The 18,587-nt window shown below is 35.6% G+C and carries 16 protein-coding genes; 3 read left to right on the top strand and 13 right to left on the bottom strand.

What is annotated here, in order from left to right; genetic code table 11:
• Positions 1 to 68: 68 nt before the first annotated feature.
• The gene (locus tag ACFQO1_RS05855; protein WP_380217048.1) at positions 69 to 2,510 is read left to right on the top strand and encodes an eIF2A-related protein; all 2,442 of its coding nucleotides are present in this window, start codon (positions 69 to 71) and stop codon (positions 2,508 to 2,510) included.
• Positions 2,511 to 2,946: 436 nt separating this feature from the next.
• On the opposite strand, the gene ACFQO1_RS05850 is transcribed toward ACFQO1_RS05855, so the two are convergent.
• The 6 genes from ACFQO1_RS05850 to ACFQO1_RS05825 form a co-directional block, all read right to left on the bottom strand.
• Complete coding sequence (locus ACFQO1_RS05850) at positions 2,947 to 4,104, bottom strand: toll/interleukin-1 receptor domain-containing protein (RefSeq protein WP_380217047.1); 1,158 nt, start codon at positions 4,102 to 4,104, stop codon at positions 2,947 to 2,949.
• Between the two features lie 78 nt (positions 4,105 to 4,182).
• On the bottom strand, positions 4,183 to 5,139 hold the full coding sequence (locus ACFQO1_RS05845; protein WP_380217046.1) for a toll/interleukin-1 receptor domain-containing protein: 957 nt from the start codon (positions 5,137 to 5,139) through the stop codon (positions 4,183 to 4,185).
• A 26-nt stretch (positions 5,140 to 5,165) separates the two neighbouring features.
• Positions 5,166 to 5,393, bottom strand: coding sequence for a hypothetical protein (locus ACFQO1_RS05840; protein ID WP_380217045.1), 228 nt, complete (start codon positions 5,391 to 5,393; stop codon positions 5,166 to 5,168).
• A gap of 19 nt (positions 5,394 to 5,412) precedes the next feature.
• Positions 5,413 to 7,659 carry a caspase family protein gene (locus ACFQO1_RS05835; protein ID WP_380217044.1) on the bottom strand — a complete coding sequence of 749 codons (2,247 nt, stop codon included), beginning with the start codon at positions 7,657 to 7,659 and terminating at the stop codon, positions 5,413 to 5,415.
• Between the two features lie 4 nt (positions 7,660 to 7,663).
• Positions 7,664 to 8,200, bottom strand: coding sequence for a hypothetical protein (locus tag ACFQO1_RS05830; RefSeq protein WP_380217043.1), 537 nt, complete (start codon positions 8,198 to 8,200; stop codon positions 7,664 to 7,666).
• Positions 8,201 to 8,214: 14 nt separating this feature from the next.
• Positions 8,215 to 10,179 (bottom strand): tetratricopeptide repeat protein, encoded by a 1,965-nt coding sequence (locus ACFQO1_RS05825; protein ID WP_380217042.1) that lies wholly within the window; start codon positions 10,177 to 10,179, stop codon positions 8,215 to 8,217.
• A gap of 467 nt (positions 10,180 to 10,646) precedes the next feature.
• Between ACFQO1_RS05825 and ACFQO1_RS05820 the strand changes: the two genes are divergently transcribed.
• The gene (locus ACFQO1_RS05820) at positions 10,647 to 10,880 is read left to right on the top strand and encodes a YtxH domain-containing protein (RefSeq protein WP_380217041.1); all 234 of its coding nucleotides are present in this window, start codon (positions 10,647 to 10,649) and stop codon (positions 10,878 to 10,880) included.
• A 76-nt stretch (positions 10,881 to 10,956) separates the two neighbouring features.
• Here ACFQO1_RS05820 and ACFQO1_RS05815 read toward each other — a convergent pair whose 3' ends face one another.
• The 5 genes from ACFQO1_RS05815 to ACFQO1_RS05795 form a co-directional block, all read right to left on the bottom strand.
• The gene (locus ACFQO1_RS05815) at positions 10,957 to 13,404 is read right to left on the bottom strand and encodes a DUF5916 domain-containing protein (RefSeq protein WP_380217040.1); all 2,448 of its coding nucleotides are present in this window, start codon (positions 13,402 to 13,404) and stop codon (positions 10,957 to 10,959) included.
• A gap of 153 nt (positions 13,405 to 13,557) precedes the next feature.
• The gene (locus ACFQO1_RS05810) at positions 13,558 to 14,019 is read right to left on the bottom strand and encodes a cold shock domain-containing protein (RefSeq protein ID WP_380217039.1); all 462 of its coding nucleotides are present in this window, start codon (positions 14,017 to 14,019) and stop codon (positions 13,558 to 13,560) included.
• A gap of 81 nt (positions 14,020 to 14,100) precedes the next feature.
• Entirely contained in the window at positions 14,101 to 14,352 is a 252-nt protein-coding gene (locus ACFQO1_RS05805; RefSeq protein WP_380217038.1) for a YgjV family protein, read from the bottom strand.
• Positions 14,353 to 14,378: 26 nt separating this feature from the next.
• Positions 14,379 to 14,915 carry a CIA30 family protein gene (locus ACFQO1_RS05800; RefSeq protein ID WP_380217037.1) on the bottom strand — a complete coding sequence of 179 codons (537 nt, stop codon included), beginning with the start codon at positions 14,913 to 14,915 and terminating at the stop codon, positions 14,379 to 14,381.
• Positions 14,916 to 15,012: 97 nt separating this feature from the next.
• Positions 15,013 to 15,948 carry a winged helix-turn-helix domain-containing protein gene (locus tag ACFQO1_RS05795; protein ID WP_380217036.1) on the bottom strand — a complete coding sequence of 312 codons (936 nt, stop codon included), beginning with the start codon at positions 15,946 to 15,948 and terminating at the stop codon, positions 15,013 to 15,015.
• A gap of 57 nt (positions 15,949 to 16,005) precedes the next feature.
• On the opposite strand from ACFQO1_RS05795, the gene ACFQO1_RS05790 reads away from it, so the two are divergent.
• Positions 16,006 to 16,572, top strand: coding sequence for a YceI family protein (locus ACFQO1_RS05790; RefSeq protein WP_380217035.1), 567 nt, complete (start codon positions 16,006 to 16,008; stop codon positions 16,570 to 16,572).
• Between the two features lie 3 nt (positions 16,573 to 16,575).
• Here ACFQO1_RS05790 and ACFQO1_RS05785 read toward each other — a convergent pair whose 3' ends face one another.
• On the bottom strand, positions 16,576 to 17,928 hold the full coding sequence (locus tag ACFQO1_RS05785; RefSeq protein ID WP_380217034.1) for a DEAD/DEAH box helicase: 1,353 nt from the start codon (positions 17,926 to 17,928) through the stop codon (positions 16,576 to 16,578).
• Positions 17,929 to 17,990: 62 nt separating this feature from the next.
• The gene (locus ACFQO1_RS05780) at positions 17,991 to 18,560 is read right to left on the bottom strand and encodes a hypothetical protein (RefSeq protein WP_380217033.1); all 570 of its coding nucleotides are present in this window, start codon (positions 18,558 to 18,560) and stop codon (positions 17,991 to 17,993) included.
• Positions 18,561 to 18,587 lie beyond the last annotated feature (27 nt).

The following is an 18,587-nucleotide window of genomic DNA, read 5'->3' as shown; positions in this document are numbered from 1 at the left end:
TAAGCGAAGCCGAAGCATAGGAGGCAAGCATACTGATTATGTATTAGTTATGTACTTAAAAGTATATTTTGACTACATTTACTTCTATGTTTAATGCCTTTATTTCTTATTCGCACGCTGCAGATGGCAAATTGGCTCCGGCCTTGCAATCTGCTCTTGAAAAATTCGCCAAGCCATGGTATAAGGTACGAAACTTGAATATTTTTAGAGATGAAGCTAGCTTATCTGCTTCTCCGCATTTATGGGAAAATATAGTTAATGCTTTAGACGAGTCTGAGTATTTGATCTATATGGCTTCCCCAGAGTCCTCCAATTCTAAATGGGTACAAAAGGAAATTGAATATTGGCTGAAACATAAGTCTCTGCATACGCTGCTAATTGCATTAACTGATGGAGAAATTACTTGGAATACTAATTTGAATACATTTCGAAATCCCGAAGTTAATTCTTTGCCTAAATGCCTCGAAGACAATTTTAAAACAGAGCCTTTTTATGTTGACCTTAGAGCTTCTAAAACGCAGCATGATATTTCACTTAAAAATCCAATATTTAAAAAAGAGGTTTTAAAGCTAGCGGCACATTTGCATGGTAAGGCGCCAAAAGATTTGGCAAGTGATGAAGTAAGAACACATAAAAAAATGTTACGTCTTCGAAATGCAGCGATAGCTATTTTGATTATGTTATTAGGCCTTTCCATCTATAAGACCTATGATGCAAATCTCCAAACTAAATTAGCCATTGAAGAAAAAGATCGAGCTCAGGCAAATTTTTTTATGATTGCTGCCAATAAGGAAGTTGAAAATGATGCAACACTAGCATTACACTTGGCCGGTCGCGCTATAACCTTATCAAAATCTAAAGACACCCTTATTTTGTCTGATGCCTATAAAATTTATAGTGAAAATGTTTTATACAAAACTATTATAAAGCACTCTGATGTGGTTAAGGCTGTAGCTTTTTCTCCAGACGGGACTACTATTTTAACAGGTTCAGGGGATAACACCGCACGATTATGGGATCTCAAGGGAAATCAAATTGGGAAAGATATGAAACACTCTGGAAGGATCAACGCGGTTGCCTTTTCTCCTGATGGAACAAAAATTTTAACAGGCTCATGGGATCATACCGCGCGATTATGGGATCTTCAGGGAAACCAAATTGGAAAAAATATAACACATTTGGATGCTATTTATGCAGTTGCTTTTTCCCCAGATGGAACTAAAATCCTAACAGGTTCGAGAGATAACTCGACGAAATTATGGGATCTGCAGAGCAATCAAATTGGGAAAACCATGAAGCATTCTAGCATGGTCAAAGCTGTTGCCTTTTCACCAGATGGAACTAAAATTTTAACGGGCTCAAGAGATAATAATGCACGATTGTGGGATATTGAAGGTAATCAAATTGGAAAAACCATAACACATCCCTTTGGAAATTACCGTGTTTCATCAATAGGGATTACCGCAGTTGCCTTTTCTCCTAATGGTAAAACTTTTTTGACTAGCGCAGAAGATAATAAGGTCCGATTATGGTATTTGAAAGACCAACAAATTGCTACGGTAATTGAACATTCAAGTCTTGTTAATACCGCTATTTTTTCACCAGACGGAAATACCATTTTAACAGGTTCAACAGATTATACTACACGATTATTTGACCTATATGGAAGACAATTAGGAGAAGATATGCAACATGCAAGTGCAATTGATGCACTTAGTTATTCTCCTGATGGCACTAGCGTTTTTTTAGGTTTAAGAGATCACACTGCCCGTTTATGGGATTTGAGTAATCAAATTGGAGACACTTTTAAATTTTCAAGCGACATAAATTTTATCGTCTTTTCTCCTGATGGAACTACTATTTTAACAAGCTTAAAGAATAATACAGTACAATTATGGGAGCTCTCGGGTAACCAAATTAGTAAGGATATGAAGCATCCATCCGATGTCAATACTATTGCTTTTTCAGCTGATGGCACTAAAATATTGACTGGCACAAATGATAATACTATGCGATTCTGGGATCTTTTAGGTAACCTAATTAGAAAAGACATAAAGCAAGTGAGTACACCTATGTCAAACACTATTGCTTTCTCTCCTGATGGAACTAGTGTCTTGAAAGCAGAAAATAATACGGCCAGATTATGGAGTGCTGAAGGCAATCAAATTGGAAAATTCATTAAGCATACTGGACCTTCTCAAGATTACTTGGTCAATGCTGTTGCCTTTTCTCCTGATGGATTAACTCTATTGACAGGCGGAGATGATCGAACCGCTCGATTATGGGATCTTAAAGGCAACCAAATTGAAAAAAGCATGTATCATTTAGATTGGGTCAGTGCTGTTGCATTTTCTCCTGATGGAACCAAGGTATTTACAGTTTCTGATTATAAAACAGCACGATTATGGAAGGTAACTCCATTACAAGAGTTTTTGAAAAGTGACCGTTTAGCGCCATGGGAACAGTTACCGTTATCTGATGAGCAGAAAAAGAAATATAATATTGATTAGTTTAAAAAATTACTTCCAATGAGTGAGGCACGAACGAAAACAATTTGATTTTATAAAACAATCGAGCGCTTGGTAGCGGCTATTTTACATAACGGCTAATTATAGATACATAATGTTTTAAATAAACGCTGCGAAGCAAACCGCTTATTAGTTTAATGACCCAAGTTCTAATTATTCTTATGAAAACAAATGCTTCTGGGATATTTTACATAATACTACATTATAGCTATCAAATGGATAAGTCACTTTTATTAACAACAATACATTTGTACTATAATTTATATTATGTAAAATAGAATAGTTTGACAACTGGTTCTCTTTTATTAAAATCATAGTCTTTAATACTTCCCTATTTATTGAAATTATCTAAATATTTTTATAGTAAAATGATTCTAGAAAATTAGAAGCTTCAAATAAAAGTATAGCAAATACCTATTTAATTATTTGTTGTAGAAGTACTCGTTATATAGTAAAGTGTGATGGGCTCTGTTTCTGCATCTGAATATAGTATTACAGCGTTTTCTATATCTAAAGTGATCCTTACATCAGGACCTTCTCCCAGATATACTGCATTTTTAGTACGCTTTAATACTGTAAACCGTCTTTCACCATCGTTATTCTTTTCTATCCAAAGTTTTGCCGATTTTTCCTCAAAGTTCCCAGTATCATAAGAGACCTGCTTTACCGTGAGTCCTGTGAGTTCTTCTTTTTCACTAATTTTTATAGGTTGGTTTTGCGTATCACTAGTAGTTTTGCTGCTTGGTATTGTAGTAATCGACTCATCGGTAGCATCTTTTTCTACCACTATGGTTGAATTGTTTAGATCGGCACCCATTTCATTCAGAAATGATATGCGATCCATGGCTTCATCTTCATGTGGACAAGGTGCATACAGCTCAATATGTTTTCGTAATGCGGCCAATTCGTTAATTTCTTTCCCCTCCGTCATAGTAGTTTCTAATTCCTGCCAATCTGCTTTGCACAAGGCCATCATATCCTTTTCTCCTCCTGCCACTGCCGAATAAATTCCATAGATAGCAACGATGGCAACCAATGCAACCACAGCATATATAATGGGCTTTTTCGACTTGCCTGATGAATGTATACTTTTTGAGTCAGTAGCGTGTTGTTTTGTTTTTTTAAAACTAGACCCCTCCTCTGCTGTATTCGCTGCAGTTGGCTTTGGCTGCGTACGTTCATAAACACTCGTTGAGTCATTCTGAAGTGCAGTACGTAAGGTGGCCATTCCTTTTTCGTGAGAACTTGTAAAGTCTGCAAATTGTAATCTTCGTAACCGAAAAGGAATTTCACAGGCTTCATATAATACTGGTACAACCGTCTTTCCTTCTTCTAGCGCATACGATACTTCGTCCATTACATTATGTGAAGCCACAGACGCTTTTGAGAGCACGACTACCAGTGTTGGCGATTCTTCTAAAGCTGTTTCAATTGATTTGTCCCAATGCGACCCAGGTTTTATATCCAATTGGTCAAGCCAGACCGTTGCTCCAGACTCTCTTAATTCTTTGGCTAGCTGCAGTACAAACTCTGAATTATCTCGGGAGTAGCTAAAAAATATAGTATTTGTGCTCATCTGTATGCTCGGTTTTTGTTAGTAGTACACCGTAGGTTTTTCGTTTGGTATCTAATTGTCAAGGAGTAAGACGTTTTTCTAATTATCGGGAAAATTAAGAATTGCCAATACGTTGCCTTGATCGTCTTCCCTCACACTTATTACTTTAGCTTTTACACCAGGCTCAAGCAGAAGACCCTCCATAGGTTCCATTGTTTCATAATTATATATTTGCGAAGGCGTCAATGCAGTTATAATATCCCCTTTTTTTGGTATCTGTTCATCATCTTGCTCATATACAAGATCACCATTCATGTCGGTATACAAATTCTTAACAAAATACCGACTATTCAAATCGCCGTAAATAACCATGCCTTCATACTCCATAAGTACATCAATGCTATCCTGTGCCGATTTGTATTTTGGATCTAAAGGACCTTTTTGGTATATATAATTTAAATAACTATTTACAGTATTACTATTGATGGCAGTTTGCCACTCGGCATTGGATGTTGTATCAGCCTCTGCATCTTCACCGCCAAGAACCATTACCAAAATTAGGATAAGTACGACAGCACCAACTCCTCCCATTATATAATTCTTAATAGGGTTCGCCTTTTTTTGTTTAGGGGGTTTAAAGGTTCCTTTTGGAACTGCAGTTTCCGCTTCTTTTAATCCGATATGCAGGTCGTTCACCAAGCGCTCAAACCCTTCTTCATGGCCCATAGTTGTAAAATCAACAAATTGTTTTCGCGCCAAACGCATAGGAACATCACACTCCTCTATTTTTATAGGTATGACTGGTTTGTCCATTCCAATTCCGAAGGACATCTCATCCTTTACATTATCAGATTCCACAGATGTTTTTGAAAGCACCAAAACGATCGCATCGGCTTTCTTTAACTCCTCCTCTATAGTACTGTCCCAATCGGTTCCAGTTCGTATGTTTTTATCAAACCATACTTCAAATCCTTGTTTCCGAAGGGCTTCCACTAAAGTCGAGACATACTCTGTGTCGCGTCTGGAATAGCTTATAAATAATTTTTTTTGACTCATAATGGTTAGTTTAACGTTGGTTTAGTTTAGTTCTTTTTTAGTTGATAGCTACGCTTAAAAATATCTTGATCGCACACATATTTTTCCCCATCTATTCCTATCATGAGCCAGTCTCCTGCTTTTCCTTTCATGATTCCTTCCAGTGTCTTTACTTCAAAAGGTTCAGGTATTTGTGCGCATCGTATTGGAATAGGTCTTTTCACCGCAGTCTGAAATTCTAATTGGGGAAGTGTATTTTGATCAAATCTCAGCATGGTTAAATTTAGGATTAATTTACGATAAAAATTTGTTTTTCAGGAATTTAATAAAATCATCCTCTTCATTATCGGTACTCATTAAAGTCGTATATGCATTATATGCATTAGTGTATATAGATAATTTTTCACGAAGACCACTCATTTTTGCTGCCGCTTCATAATGCGTTTTAGACGTTTCAAATTCACCCAAATACAGATTTGCCTCTCCTAAGGTTGCTAACTTCCATACGCTATTAAATGGGTCTTTTGCTAATGCATTTAATGCTTTTTGTGCATAGGAAGTCATGAGTTCAAGGTCATTTTTGCAAAGCACACTTAGAAATGCCAAATTAATTGCGAGATAATAAATTTGCCGGCTATCGTTTTTGCTTTCTGCGATGGTTAATCCCATGGAATAATAATCAAATGCATGCGCTCCGTCTTCCGAAGCAAATGTGGTGAGGTAATTACGTTTAAATCGGCCACCAATAATTCCCATTAGGTTTGAGTTATCTTGAGCTAATGGATTATTTTTTATAATTTCAAGTGCCTCCTCTGCCCTATCTGCTCCTTCCAAAGCAAAGATTAATTGCTCTAACCCCTTCGCATCAATTGTATGAATATTTGGCAACAACGTTTTTATTACTTCATCATAATTTCCGAGCGCTATATTTATTTCTTCGGAAGAAGAAAACTGCGAATAGAACTTATTGTACGTAAGTCTATTAAGTATTAACTTAAATGTATCGCTGTCCTTGTCGTCTGTTGAAACGATCCCAAAATGGTCTCCTTCGATGACTGCATGGTATTTTTCTGAAAATGGACCAAGACTGGAAATAATGGGAACAAAGCTATCTTTGGTAGCGGCGATAGTCTGAAATGAAAACGGATAGTGATCCTTAAATTTGTCATTCCATTGTTTACGAAGGTTCGTGATATAAAAACTGTTTTGAGAAAGTTCATGTAATCCAACCTGATTTAACTCTTTCAGCCCTCTTTCAGAAATACCTGCGCTTGGTGTCGCAAAGAACATAACATGGCTAATTTTTTTTAACTCTGCATCTTTTAATTTTAAAAGCGCCTGTTGTGCTACTAAACCACCCAAACTGTGAGCAACAATGGCTATGCGTTTGTACTGAGCAAAGTTATGTTTAATCGAAGTAGCCAAATAGCTCGCATTGATTGAAAGATCTGTTAACGATGCCCAGACGTTATGTCCCATCTCGGGATTTACATTTTCTGAAAACCCTACGGGTAACATATCCCACCCATCCATCTTTTCTACTTCCATAAGGAGGTTTGGAATGTTCCCAAAAGTTGATGCCGCTTGTCCTGAGAATCCGTGTACAAACAACACAATATTATTTGCATTGTCTGTCTTTCTAAAATTTATAACTACCTCCTTTTTAATACTTTGTTTTGTTTCTTCGGAAGTATTACTTTCAACTTTTTCTGTTTGCTTTTCAAATAGATTTTTTGCTATTTTACTTACTGCAAAATCATCATAGATCTGTAAGTTCGCATATGGATTTTGTTCAGGCCAGTGTTCTGGTACCTTTTTAAAAATATAGCGTACAACTTCTGAAATACGAATAAAAGGATCTTCAGTATCCGTTTTCCCATTCCCTTTTAATACCTCGAGCATGCATTTTGTATACAGACTGTTTCTGTCATCTGGGAAAATAACCGAAAGCTGATCTTCTCTGCAGGAAGAAACAATAGACATGCCGCGACCATTATCCAAATGTTGTGCGAGTCCATCTGCTTCAATTTCCTGTCCAAATTTCCTTGTAGAGGATTGGGAGGCTACATTCTGAGTAATTCCGGCCGCATGGCAACAATCCAAGAAGAAGATCAATCTGCGCGATTTTAATTCGCTAATTTTAGCTTTTACTTCTTCGGCTTTGATCCAAGTAGCTTCATAATTTTCCTCATCATAATCATAGGGACATAAGTGAAAGTACTGCCGATTTTCTTCTTCGGGTTTCCAATTTTCTTTTTTTAGAAAATCATTATCAGAATAATTCCCCCCATGACCCGAATAATACAAGAATACCGAAGAATCTTCATTCGTTTTTTCAATCAACCAGTCAAAAGCTTTTAAGATGTTTTGTCGGGTTGCTTTTTTATCTGTTAACAACCTAATGTTTTTGGGGGTATATCCCGCATGATCTGGACTTACAAGTAATTCTTTAATGTCTGTGGCATCCAGAATAGTAGAGGGCAAATCTTTACCAACTCCAATAATTAAAGCAAAGGCATTATCTAATTTTCCGTTTTCCATGCTATTAGATTTCTATTTTCTGAAAGAGGGAATTAATCTCATTTGCCTGAGAAACTGTTGCGCTGGCATCGGCTTCGTTTGTGATCTTTAACATGGCCTGAATCATAGTTGACTGTGATGATGAAATAGCTCCTACTTCCTGCAAGCGATTTGTGAGTGCCATGGGTGCATACGAATCGGTTACGATGCCTGCTTCATCAGATTTTAATTTTAAATAATTGATAATATTACTTCTAATCTCCAAAATTTGCTTGTAAGGAGAGTCTGTTTGATTTACATACGTTTTAATATTAGTGGAGCTTTTTGTAGTAGGCCCTGGCTTTAGCTTGTCAAACAATTCTTTTGTTTTCTCAATCTGTTTGTCAAATGTAATGGCAAAACCAGAAGCATCTGCTTTAAGGCTTCCTAAACGGCTAAAAGCATCTCTGAAATTTTTTCTAAAAAGAAAGATAATACCAAACAATGTTATTGGCCATATTAACGAATCTATTAATTTAATAAGTAGTTCTAAGGTGTCTACTTCTATGAGTATTGCTTTCATAAATTTTTAAATTATTAATGCCAGAAGGTCATAATTTGATTGAACTTTTTAGTGTCTTTATATTTTTTAAAAAAAACATCATTCTGAAATGTGTGTGGTTTGTATCTGTGCCCAGCCGCGACTGCTTTTAACAAGTGATAATACATTTTTTTCTCATCTTCAATGACAGCATAATATTGAGCAAGTGCATAGTCTACAGCTCCAAATTGATAAGGTTCTTTCAGTTTTTCAAGATTTTGAATTATAGCGGTGGCTTCAGATTGCTTCTCATTTTTAAACTTTGAAATAGCCAAAGAGGCATGTATCTTGGGATTAGTAGGATCACGATTAAGAAGGGTGTCGAGTGCAATTTCCGAAGCACTATAATTTCCCATATATAATTCAGCAAATGCAGTTTGTTCATTATTTTCAAAATGGAGTATTTCTTTAAAATAAAGTGTAGCCATCTCAGGTTTGTTTAATAGAAGGTATTCTAAACCAGTACCCATCAAAAGTTCGCTGTACAATATTTCATCTTCGGTAAGGGCTATTTTTGCTAGAAAATTTTTTACTAAATCATTATCTCCACTTCTTATTAATGCAGGTATATAAGCTTTTTTCAGCAGAACCGAATTATTTACATCCATAGCCAACTGTAGTCTTTGAATGGTTTCCTTGTATTTTTTGAGCGCTATATCTGCATACGATTTTGTGTAAATTCTGTCAATACAATCATAACAATTCTGAAGATTAAGACTGTCACTTCGTACAATATTATAAATACTATCGATCTCATTTACTTTATTTACAAATTGCAAGGCCACAATCATAGTAGTGGCATTACTAGCAAGATCATAGGGTGCATACTCAAACTCATTAAAATTGGCTTGATATACTTTTTTATTATCCCCCCTTAAGAGCGCCTCATACATGTTTAATAAATTAATTTGTCGGTTATTACGATTGCTGGCTGGCTTTAAATCTTTTAGTAAGCTATCTGCTACAAAGTAATTACCCATATTATAGTGGTAGGCGACACGCAGTACTTTGGGTTCAAAATAATTTGGATCTATGGTAATGGCCTTTTCGAGTAGATGTAAATAGTTTTCATCGTATTCAACATAATTTGATTCAAGCACTAATCGATATGCTTCATAGTTAGGCGGACTCTCTTGAAGCATCAATTTCTTTTTTCCTTCGGTGGCGAAGAATCCAGAAATAGCAGCCTCTAATTTCTCAATACACTCTAGTGGATTATTATCTGAGCAATTTTCTGGTTTGAAGGAATATATGGTTTTATCTGTTTTTCCATTAATCAATGTTGCTTGAAAAACCAATTTATCATTTTTAAGGTAGTAATTTCCTGTAATGATCTTTGCTGGTTTCAAGTATTGCTTGATAAAATTTCCTTCGGAATTGGAATTTGTTTCATCGCTAAACATGGTATTATACTGAGTAATGACATCTGGAGATATCACCTGGCCTAAATTATTTTCGGTAATTCCATGCATGATCCAATCTGAAGCCATTTTCCCCACATCGTCATACTTTAGGTCTCCTGTATTGTTTCCAAACTTTAAAACCGCAATTCTATCTGTTTCCGAATATTTTATTTGTACAGTATTGTTTAGAAAGTTAATATCGACAATAAAGAAAATAGCAAAGGCACAAAGCGTCGTTATAAAAACAGAAGCTATCATATAGTATTTCTTAAAACTTCTTTTTATTTGGGGCTTCTCATTGGTATCATCATTAGCTTCAATTTCAAGTCGCTCCTTTTCTAAAGGCACAATTTTATATTTCCATAAAACAAACAAATAGATTGGAAGACCAACTAATAATATAATGATAAGAAACGTGACAGATTTTTGAGGTAAACCCAAAGGTTGCCAAGTTACAGACAACACCTGAAGAATTACCCAAGCAGAAACAATGTAAATGGAAAGCATTTTAAACAAATCGTGTTCACGACACTGTTTAATGAAAGTTTTAATCTGCATGAGACTTGGTTAGATACGACTAAGTTACTCAAATAAAATAGATTATATTTTATTTAATCGATAGATTTTAATCTTTTGAATTATTTTTTTTCCTATCTTTAAAGATAATTCTAACTTAAAACAAATCAACATGGCTGACAAAAAACAAGAACCAAAAAAGAAAGAGGAACAAAAAAAAGCACCTGCTAAAAAAGTTCCAATCACAAAACCAGGGAATAAAATTAAACCCTAGTGATGTACGTTTAAAAAATTGACAAACAAAAACCCCCTCATGTTATATTTCGTGAGGGGGTTTTACATTATAAATTATCGTTCTAATTGCTATTATAAGGAATCATTTTTTATTTTCTATAACAAAGACTAGGCTATAGTCACAAACTTTTATTAAAGTTAGCTGACAGCTTGTGAATTGGTTCATAAATTGATATTATCATTAGAGTTAATTATTAATCTAAAAACAAAAAAATATGAAAACTAAACAAGCAGGCGGAATATTAGCATTATTAGGTGTTGCAGCAGGTGCATTCGCATTCTGGAAATACAAAACAATGCCACAGGAAGACAAAGATAAATTACATGCAAAAATCAACGACGCAGGTAAAAAAATTAAAGAAGGTGTTACAGATGTGGAAGAAACATTGACCGAAAAATACAATCGTGTTAAAGAAATGGCTTCTAAAAAGGCTGACAGAGTAGCATAGTCCCCCTATGCTATTTAATGATAAAACCCACCAATTGGTGGGTTTTATATTTTCTATATCTTTAAACGATCCTATTTTACACTTTATTCTTCCCTTTTTTATTTCCTTGTAATAATGCTGGTATCTGGTTGTAATCCAGAAAATACTGTAATTTTACAGAGAGTGTATGATTAATTGGCTGGTCAAATAATGTTCCTAAACTTTCAGCGTATGAGTCTCTGGCTGCTGAATCAAAATTAAATAACTGATTTCGATACAAAGCTGTTAAAAAACTTCCGGGAGCAAACTGCCAAGAATAACTTAGATCAAAATTCCAAGTGGTAAAATTTACATTGGGATCATAGCCTATGTTTGAAGTCGTGTATCCAGTAGTATTTGTTACTCTACCGTTTTCTTGCAAACTAAAAAGTTGCCTGTCATACTCAACCACAGCCCAGTAATTACGAAGGGTTAATGACAATGTATTTCTGGGATTAAAATTATAACTCGCACTCATTGTTTGCTCAATCTCCTCTCTATGTCGATCTCCAAAAATAACATCATCTTCAACTTGTGTCACATATCCGCGATCTCCAGTATAATATTCTCTATATACAAAATAAGAAACAATAAATTTATCATTAAATCGATATCTAGGCCCAAAGCCAAGCCAGTAATTAACATAATCCCGACCTTCTTCAAATAAGGTTTCAACGCCTGCATTGGCACTTAAAGCAAGTTTTTTATTATCATTAGAATTCCACCAGCCGTTTATATTGGCTCGGTTTTCAGTAATAAAGAAACTTCCTGCTCTTCTGGGCTCAAAATAATCAAACTGCCGGCCAGGATTTAAATTGAGATTAAATCCCATATTGCTTAGCTTGGTTGTTTGTCCGTTTGCACTCACTCCTAGTCCGAAGCCCGTAAAAGTACTTGGATCTGCTAAACGTGTATAATTCACATAAAAGTTAGCAAAGTATCGATTCCATTTTCCAGAAGGCTCAAAAGTTCTGTAATTGATATCTATTCCGAAGTTATTATAATTATTTCTAAATTGTAACCCAAGATCATTGGGATCAAACTCGGTATCTGCATAGCTATGATCAAAACTATACCTGAAATTTCCGTGTGCTTTTCGGGCTGCAAAGAACGTACTGAAGCCAGTTTCGTTTCCAGTCATAAGGTTGAGATTGCTCATTTTAACATCACTCCGTATCGCATAAGTGTTACGCTTATTCATAATATTGGCAGACAATGCCGTCACATTGGCATCTCTAAAATGACCTTCCCGTGTCACGTTGGTATTGATCAATCCAATAGAAGAATTTCCATTAAACTGTTGGTCTACTACCACGATATTATAATTGGTAAATGGCTCTACCACTTCCCTCCTACGCTCGCCAGTATCGATCTGTTCTATAATTGCTTCAGCTTTTTCGGTAAAAGAATTAAAGAACCCTAACCCGAGGCCATTTTGCGTTCTACCAGATACTTTAATTGCATTAAGCACTTTTACAGATTCGGGAAAATCTACTACTTCTTCATTGGCAGAGGTTACCGGATCTGTAATTGGAGCACTCCCTACCCTCCTGCTAAAAAATAAATTGGCTTTATTAAAAAGGTCAACTCCTTCGGTAAAAAATTGACGTCTTTCAGAAAAGGTTTGCTCGAAGGGGCCTAGATTTAAAGAAACGTTGTCAAATCCCGCCTGTGAGAAATCTGGAATTAGGGTAGCATCCAGCGTAAAGTTTTCAGTAATACCAAACTTTACATCCAGTCCAGCATTAAAATTTGATTCGTACACCCCTTCAAAGTTATTCTGTACGGTCGAAACAAACGGATAAAAAGCCAATCGTGTAGGAGGCTCTAGGTTAGTAAGCCCTTTTAGTTCCCCGTGATATTGGCCAATAAGCCCTTTAGAAATATCAATTTCATTCCATACATATTGCGATTCATCTCTTCGGAAACGTCTGTGGAACTGTACGCCCCAGGTTTCCAGATTGGTATTATCAAAACGCAAACAGCGATACGGAATTTTCATCTCCAATGACCAACCGTCCTCGTTAATACTCACCGCACTATCCCAAACCGAATTCCACCCAAAGTCCTCTCCTACTGTTGGATTAGCAATGGCATCTGCTTGTGTTCCTGAAGCAAATAAAAAAAATTCGGTGTCGTTTTGGGCATCATTATTTGGGTTAAGGATAATTCCGAAAAAATCTGCGTTCCCAAAATTATCCCTACTAGAAAGTTGTTTTGCAATTTTTGACGGATCGTCGTATAGATAAGCAGCAATATATAATGCAGTATCATCATACGTCATTTGAACCACTGTCTTATTTTCTTCGGAATCTTTTACTCCCGGTGTAGGGCGAAATTGTATAAAATCCTGAGCTTTTTCAGCAGTGCTCCAAACCGAATCATCTAAGATACCATCGATCTTTGGAGCATTATCTGTGCGTTGAATGTGAAGTTGTTTTTTTTCTTGTGCTTTGGAAATAAAGCAAAATGCTACCATACAGATAGCTAGAAGTGATTGTTTCATTTTGATTGATTGGTTTGATTGTTATTGTAAAGACTAGCTGATGAGGCTATTGTTACAGTATGTCTTTCTATTCAAACGAAAAAAATATCAAAATCATATTTTCACTCTGAAAATTTCACTAAATAAAAAATCTATAAAAGGATCGGTCAGGAGTTATTTAACCAATTTTACTTTAACGGCATTCATTCCACGTTGTCCCTTTTCAAGTTCAAAAGATACGCGATTACCTTCAACGATATCATCTATGATACCACTTACATGGGTAAAGTATTTCTCATTATTTTCTGCGTCAATGATAAATCCGAAGCCTTTTGAAGAGTCGTAAAAGTTTACAGTTCCTTCTCGTACAGGATTAAATGGATCTTCGTCTGTATCCTCTTTTTTAGGGATTCCAAGTACGATATCTTCGGCGTCAATTTCAATCTTATCTGAAGGGTCTGGTGGTTCATCTACCAGATTCCCCATATGGTCAACATATACTAGATCTATCCCACTACTATCTAATTCTTTTTTGCGAGCTTTGCGTTCTTCCATCTTTTTACGCTTTTCCTCACGCTTCTGTAAGCGCTTTTTTTCTTTTTCATTTTTACTGAAGCTCTGCTGTGATTTTGCCATCTATTTATTTACTATTAATTTTTTTTATAATATACATTAAAACTTTTAATTAAGGTAATGACTTATGTATTAAAATTGCCACTATTTTGTAATCTTTTCATCAACGATTTGCACCTCATTTTTTTTGAGAAACAAATAGTAAAAGTTTACGAGTAGAATGGCAACGTTTGTAATAATAATAGGAATACTCCCTAGCAACACTCCATATAATACAAAAAAGCTACATCCTACAGAGTTTACCATACGAAGAACTCGTATATCTTTCATAAAAAAGGAAAGAAGGACAACGCCACTAGCGACGTATCCAATTAATTCGGTAGTATCAAATTCCATACAATAATATTAAGCTGCGAAGATATTTATTCTAAGTAGATTTTATCTATTTCTAAGCTAAATGATTCTTTTCTTTTATTCCCGATTAGAATAGCAATCTCATCCATTTCTAAACCAGCGTAATTAGGGATTTTTAATTTATTCCCTCTAAAGCCAGCATAAAACTCATCCAAAGGCAATTTAATGGTTTGCCATTCACCAGAAGTTTTAAAAGATTGGATATAAGAATAACGTTGCTGCCTGTCTTCTTTGATTCTAAATTGATATTCTTTACCATCTCCCTTTAGCCTAAGAACAACGTATTGATATTGTTTTACCTGCTTTGTTTCAAAATTATACCGTATAGATGAAAATCCGCCATTGTTTTCCAAACGAACCTGCCCTGTAAATAAGAGATTTTTAGAAGTATTCATAGTAATGGTTCCTTCAGATACACCACCCATAACACCATCGTCAACAACGTACCATTTTGAAATATCTTCTTTATTGGAAGCTTCAAAAATTAGATTAGAATTGTCTTGAATCATAAATAAACTGTAAAAAATTAAAATGTAAGAAATCATCCCTTTTTGTTTAAAGATAAATGTTTTGCCTTAAACAAATAGTCGAATTAATGTAAGCTTATGTTTTTAAAAAGCGGTTAGAAATATAATGAACAGCCTATAAAATTTCTAGCTTATACCCTACTCCATGTACATTGGTAAGCTTTATGGTGGAATCTTTCTGAAGTTTTTTCCGAAGTTTAGAAATATACGTATCCAGGCTTCTGCCTACTACCACACCATTATCTTCCCAAATTTTCTTGGTAAGCTCTTCCCGCGTTACAACCTGATTGGTTTTTGCTGAAAGAATGGTCAATAATTCACATTCTTTACTTGATAACGGAATTTCCTGCGCTTCTATAACAAGTTTGTGTTGCTCAGGATAAAATCGAAAGCTTCCCAATGCTGTAGCCACAGTTCTTTCATCTGAATGTTTGTAAGCATAGTATCTACTGTAAAACACAAATACTAGAAATGCAATTACCATAAATACCAATACATAAAAAAACATCGTATTCTCTGAAGCGTCTTGCCGTAGTGCTGTAAACTTCACTTCTATAGTATAGCAGCGCTCTGGTAATAATCGTCCGCCACAAGGCACCAGACTGTTTCTAACATCATACTGCATTTCAAAGCTATACCCAATTTCCTTATCATTACACTGAATTACTTCTACCAGATAATTTTTTGGAAGTCCTGCCTTTTCAAAATTAGTAGCTACAGAGGCATTTAAATTTCCCGGATCAAAGGAGAGCGGCTTTTCAAAAGATAATTCATAAGTATTTTCAGAAGTTTTTAGAACTGGCATCACCAGAGAGGTTGAATCTTCCTGAGATAACAATACATCATTGCCTACACTTCGTAAAGCAACTTTTACTCGTTGCGAAAATTCCTCTTTCTCTTTATTTTTCCCGCAAGCGGTGCATAAGGAAAAGATAATTCCGAAGAGAACTAAAAAATAATAGTACTTTTTTTTCTGAAACATACCTACAAATAACTGGCAATTTGGTGACTTTTCACAACCGTTGACACTTCTTTTACATTCTTTTGACACTTTCCAGATATGCTCCCACTAGTTTTGAATTATAATTTAATTTAAACTACTACACACATGAAAAAAAGAATCGTATTTCTGGGAGTGGCATTAATGACAATACTGTATAGTCATGCACAACAACAATTACCAATTGATTTAAACAAAAGTACAATAAAATGGTCTGGAGAGTATACCTTTCATTTTGGAGGGCATCATGGCATAGTTGATTTTAAAGAAGGGTACTTTGTAAAATCAGGGGATGTGATTTCTGGAGGTGTCTTTATCATTGATATGAACTCGCTACGGAGTTTGGATATAGAAGATAAAAAAGGGCGGGACGGACTTGATACTCATTTAAAAAATGCTGACTTTTTTCAGGTAGCTATGTTTCCTGAATCTGCATTGGTCATAACAGCTGTCGATTACCACGATGAAACTCACATGAAAGTATATGCAGATTTAACTATAAAAGGGATTACAAATCCGATCTCTTTTCAGGCAGAAGTAGATTATAAAAAAGAGCAAATGACAACGCGATTTAAAATAGACAGAAAACGTTGGGGAGTAAATCACAGCAGTAGCTTACAAGATGGAGCTATAAGTGACGGTATCGGATTTGAAGTAACACTTACTTTAAAATAAAAACTATTTGCGCTTATTTCGTTTGTTGTAATTCTTATCACCCTTGGTTTTTGGTTTTTTGTATTTCTTTTTAATGATGCGCTTATAAGAACCACCCTGGTTGATTTTACTGTTTTTTTTAGATTTTTCATGAAAGCTATCACCTCGTTCTTCGGAAATCTGCTTATGCGGATTGTTAGGTTCGGCTACAAAAGGCTGTTCTTCGGGAGAGAGTTTTGTCGCAATTGCAACGCTTTCAGGTAAAGGTCGTTCATCAATCTGCATGTCCATAAGTTTTTCAATAGAAAGCTTGTGGACATTTTCATCTTCAGTATACAACAAGATGCTTTTCCCTTTTTCTTCAGCACGACCCGTTCTACCAATACGATGCATGTAGTTTTCGGGAAATGTAGGAGTGTCAAAATTGATAACATGAGAAATCTTATCGAGATCCAGACCTCTTGCCATTACGTCAGTTGTAACCAAAATACGGTTTTTACCTTCATCAAATTGCCTAATGGAACGCAGTCTGTAATTCTGCGTTTTATTAGAATGGATCACGCAAATCTCTTCGGAAAAAAACTCCTCCAATTCAGAAAATAATAGATCAGCACGTTTCTTATTACCTACAAAGATGAGAACTTTCTTAAATTCTTCAGCATCTTTTAAAAGCTCAACCACTACGTTGACTTTGGTAAAAAAATTAGGTACCGCATAACTGGTCTGCGAAATATTTTCTAAAGGTGTTCCGCTAACCGCCACAGAAATCTTTTCAACACCTGTAAAAAACTGAACGATCAATTCCTCAATAGCATCGGTCATAGTTGCCGAGAACATAATATTCTGTCGATTCTTTGGAAGCAAATCAAATATGTTGGTCAGTTGAAATCTGAAGCCCAGATCCAACATCACATCTACTTCATCAATAACCAATTTCTTAATTGATTTTAATTGCATGGCTCTACATAACACCAGATCGTAGAGCCGTCCCGGCGTAGCCACAACTATATCCTGCCCCAATGCTAGCTGAGATTTTTGGTTATTAATGTTTGTTCCCCCATACACACCCACGACTCTATTGGATAGGTATTTACTGAATTTTTCAATTTCCTCCACAACCTGTACTACCAGTTCACGTGTTGGTACCAGTAACAACACCCGCGGATGCTTTTGTTTCGAAAATGTAAGATCCTGAAGAATAGGTAACATGTAGGCAAACGTTTTTCCTGTACCTGTCTGTGCGATACCAATCACATCTTTCCCAGACATCACCACAGGAAATGCCTGTTCCTGAATAGGAGTAGGATTGCTGTATCCTAAATCATCAATTCCGTAACGGAGTTGCTTAGAAATTTTAAAATCATCAAAAGAGGACATGAAAATAGTTTTGCTGCAAAAGTACGCCAATAAAACAGTGCAAAAAAACCAGCTGCTTACAATTAATCTTTCCAGCCCCAAGGAGCAGCTGGCGTTTCGATAGGCATAGTTAGATCCATAGAAACTGTGAAAAGCCGATCTGTGCCTAATCTTTTAAGGTTGTAGGTAAATGTGGTTTCATCTATAGTAATCCACCAAACATTGGTCGCTGCTGCAGGTAGCATTTGTTGGGTATGTGCATCTGCTGGAAAAAACTGTATCCCAGCTTTCCCAACATTTGTAGATGTTCCGCCATAATACGTTATATCATCTTCGGAGCCATCGGTATGTCTGTGATCATGTTTTAAGGTGATATGATCCTCTTTGTAGGTTAATATCCAGGTTCGTGACTTATCTTCTCCAACAAAAAAAGGAATTTTAATTTCAGTATCACTACACGATCGAACATGCATTACTAATTTCTTTCCACCAAACGCATCATCCTCTTTGGGAGTAATTAAAGTACCTTCATAAGCTACACCACAATGATTTTGAAGTGCCTGCCAGAATAATTGGGAAGGACTTTCTTCTTGAGAAAAACCATTTGTAATTACAAACAACAGAATACACACGAAAGTAAATTTTGAAGCCATAGTAACACTTTTTTTACGGAAAGATAC

It is taken from the genome of Jejudonia soesokkakensis (assembly GCF_042664795.1).
GTDB classification, from domain to species: domain Bacteria; phylum Bacteroidota; class Bacteroidia; order Flavobacteriales; family Flavobacteriaceae; genus Jejudonia; species Jejudonia soesokkakensis.
The sequence above is the reverse complement of the archived record's forward strand: the minus strand, read 5'-3'. Positions and strand labels throughout refer to the sequence as shown.

Excerpts from the sequence above, each read along its gene's own strand:
- ACFQO1_RS05850 (WP_380217047.1), bottom strand. The coding sequence starts at position 4,104 with ATGAGCACAAATACTATATTTTTTAGCTACTCCCGAGATAATTCAGAG.
- ACFQO1_RS05845 (WP_380217046.1), bottom strand. The coding sequence starts at position 5,139 with ATGAGTCAAAAAAAATTATTTATAAGCTATTCCAGACGCGACACAGAG.
- ACFQO1_RS05840 (WP_380217045.1), bottom strand. The coding sequence starts at position 5,393 with ATGCTGAGATTTGATCAAAATACACTTCCCCAATTAGAATTTCAGACT.
- ACFQO1_RS05835 (WP_380217044.1), bottom strand. The coding sequence starts at position 7,659 with ATGGAAAACGGAAAATTAGATAATGCCTTTGCTTTAATTATTGGAGTT.
- ACFQO1_RS05830 (WP_380217043.1), bottom strand. The coding sequence starts at position 8,200 with ATGAAAGCAATACTCATAGAAGTAGACACCTTAGAACTACTTATTAAA.
- ACFQO1_RS05825 (WP_380217042.1), bottom strand. The coding sequence starts at position 10,179 with ATGCAGATTAAAACTTTCATTAAACAGTGTCGTGAACACGATTTGTTT.
- ACFQO1_RS05820 (WP_380217041.1), top strand. The coding sequence starts at position 10,647 with ATGAAAACTAAACAAGCAGGCGGAATATTAGCATTATTAGGTGTTGCA.
- ACFQO1_RS05815 (WP_380217040.1), bottom strand. The coding sequence starts at position 13,404 with ATGAAACAATCACTTCTAGCTATCTGTATGGTAGCATTTTGCTTTATT.
- ACFQO1_RS05810 (WP_380217039.1), bottom strand. The coding sequence starts at position 14,019 with ATGGCAAAATCACAGCAGAGCTTCAGTAAAAATGAAAAAGAAAAAAAG.
- ACFQO1_RS05805 (WP_380217038.1), bottom strand. The coding sequence starts at position 14,352 with ATGGAATTTGATACTACCGAATTAATTGGATACGTCGCTAGTGGCGTT.
- ACFQO1_RS05800 (WP_380217037.1), bottom strand. The coding sequence starts at position 14,915 with ATGATTTCTTACATTTTAATTTTTTACAGTTTATTTATGATTCAAGAC.
- ACFQO1_RS05790 (WP_380217035.1), top strand. The coding sequence starts at position 16,006 with ATGAAAAAAAGAATCGTATTTCTGGGAGTGGCATTAATGACAATACTG.
- ACFQO1_RS05785 (WP_380217034.1), bottom strand. The coding sequence starts at position 17,928 with ATGTCCTCTTTTGATGATTTTAAAATTTCTAAGCAACTCCGTTACGGA.
- ACFQO1_RS05780 (WP_380217033.1), bottom strand. The coding sequence starts at position 18,560 with ATGGCTTCAAAATTTACTTTCGTGTGTATTCTGTTGTTTGTAATTACA.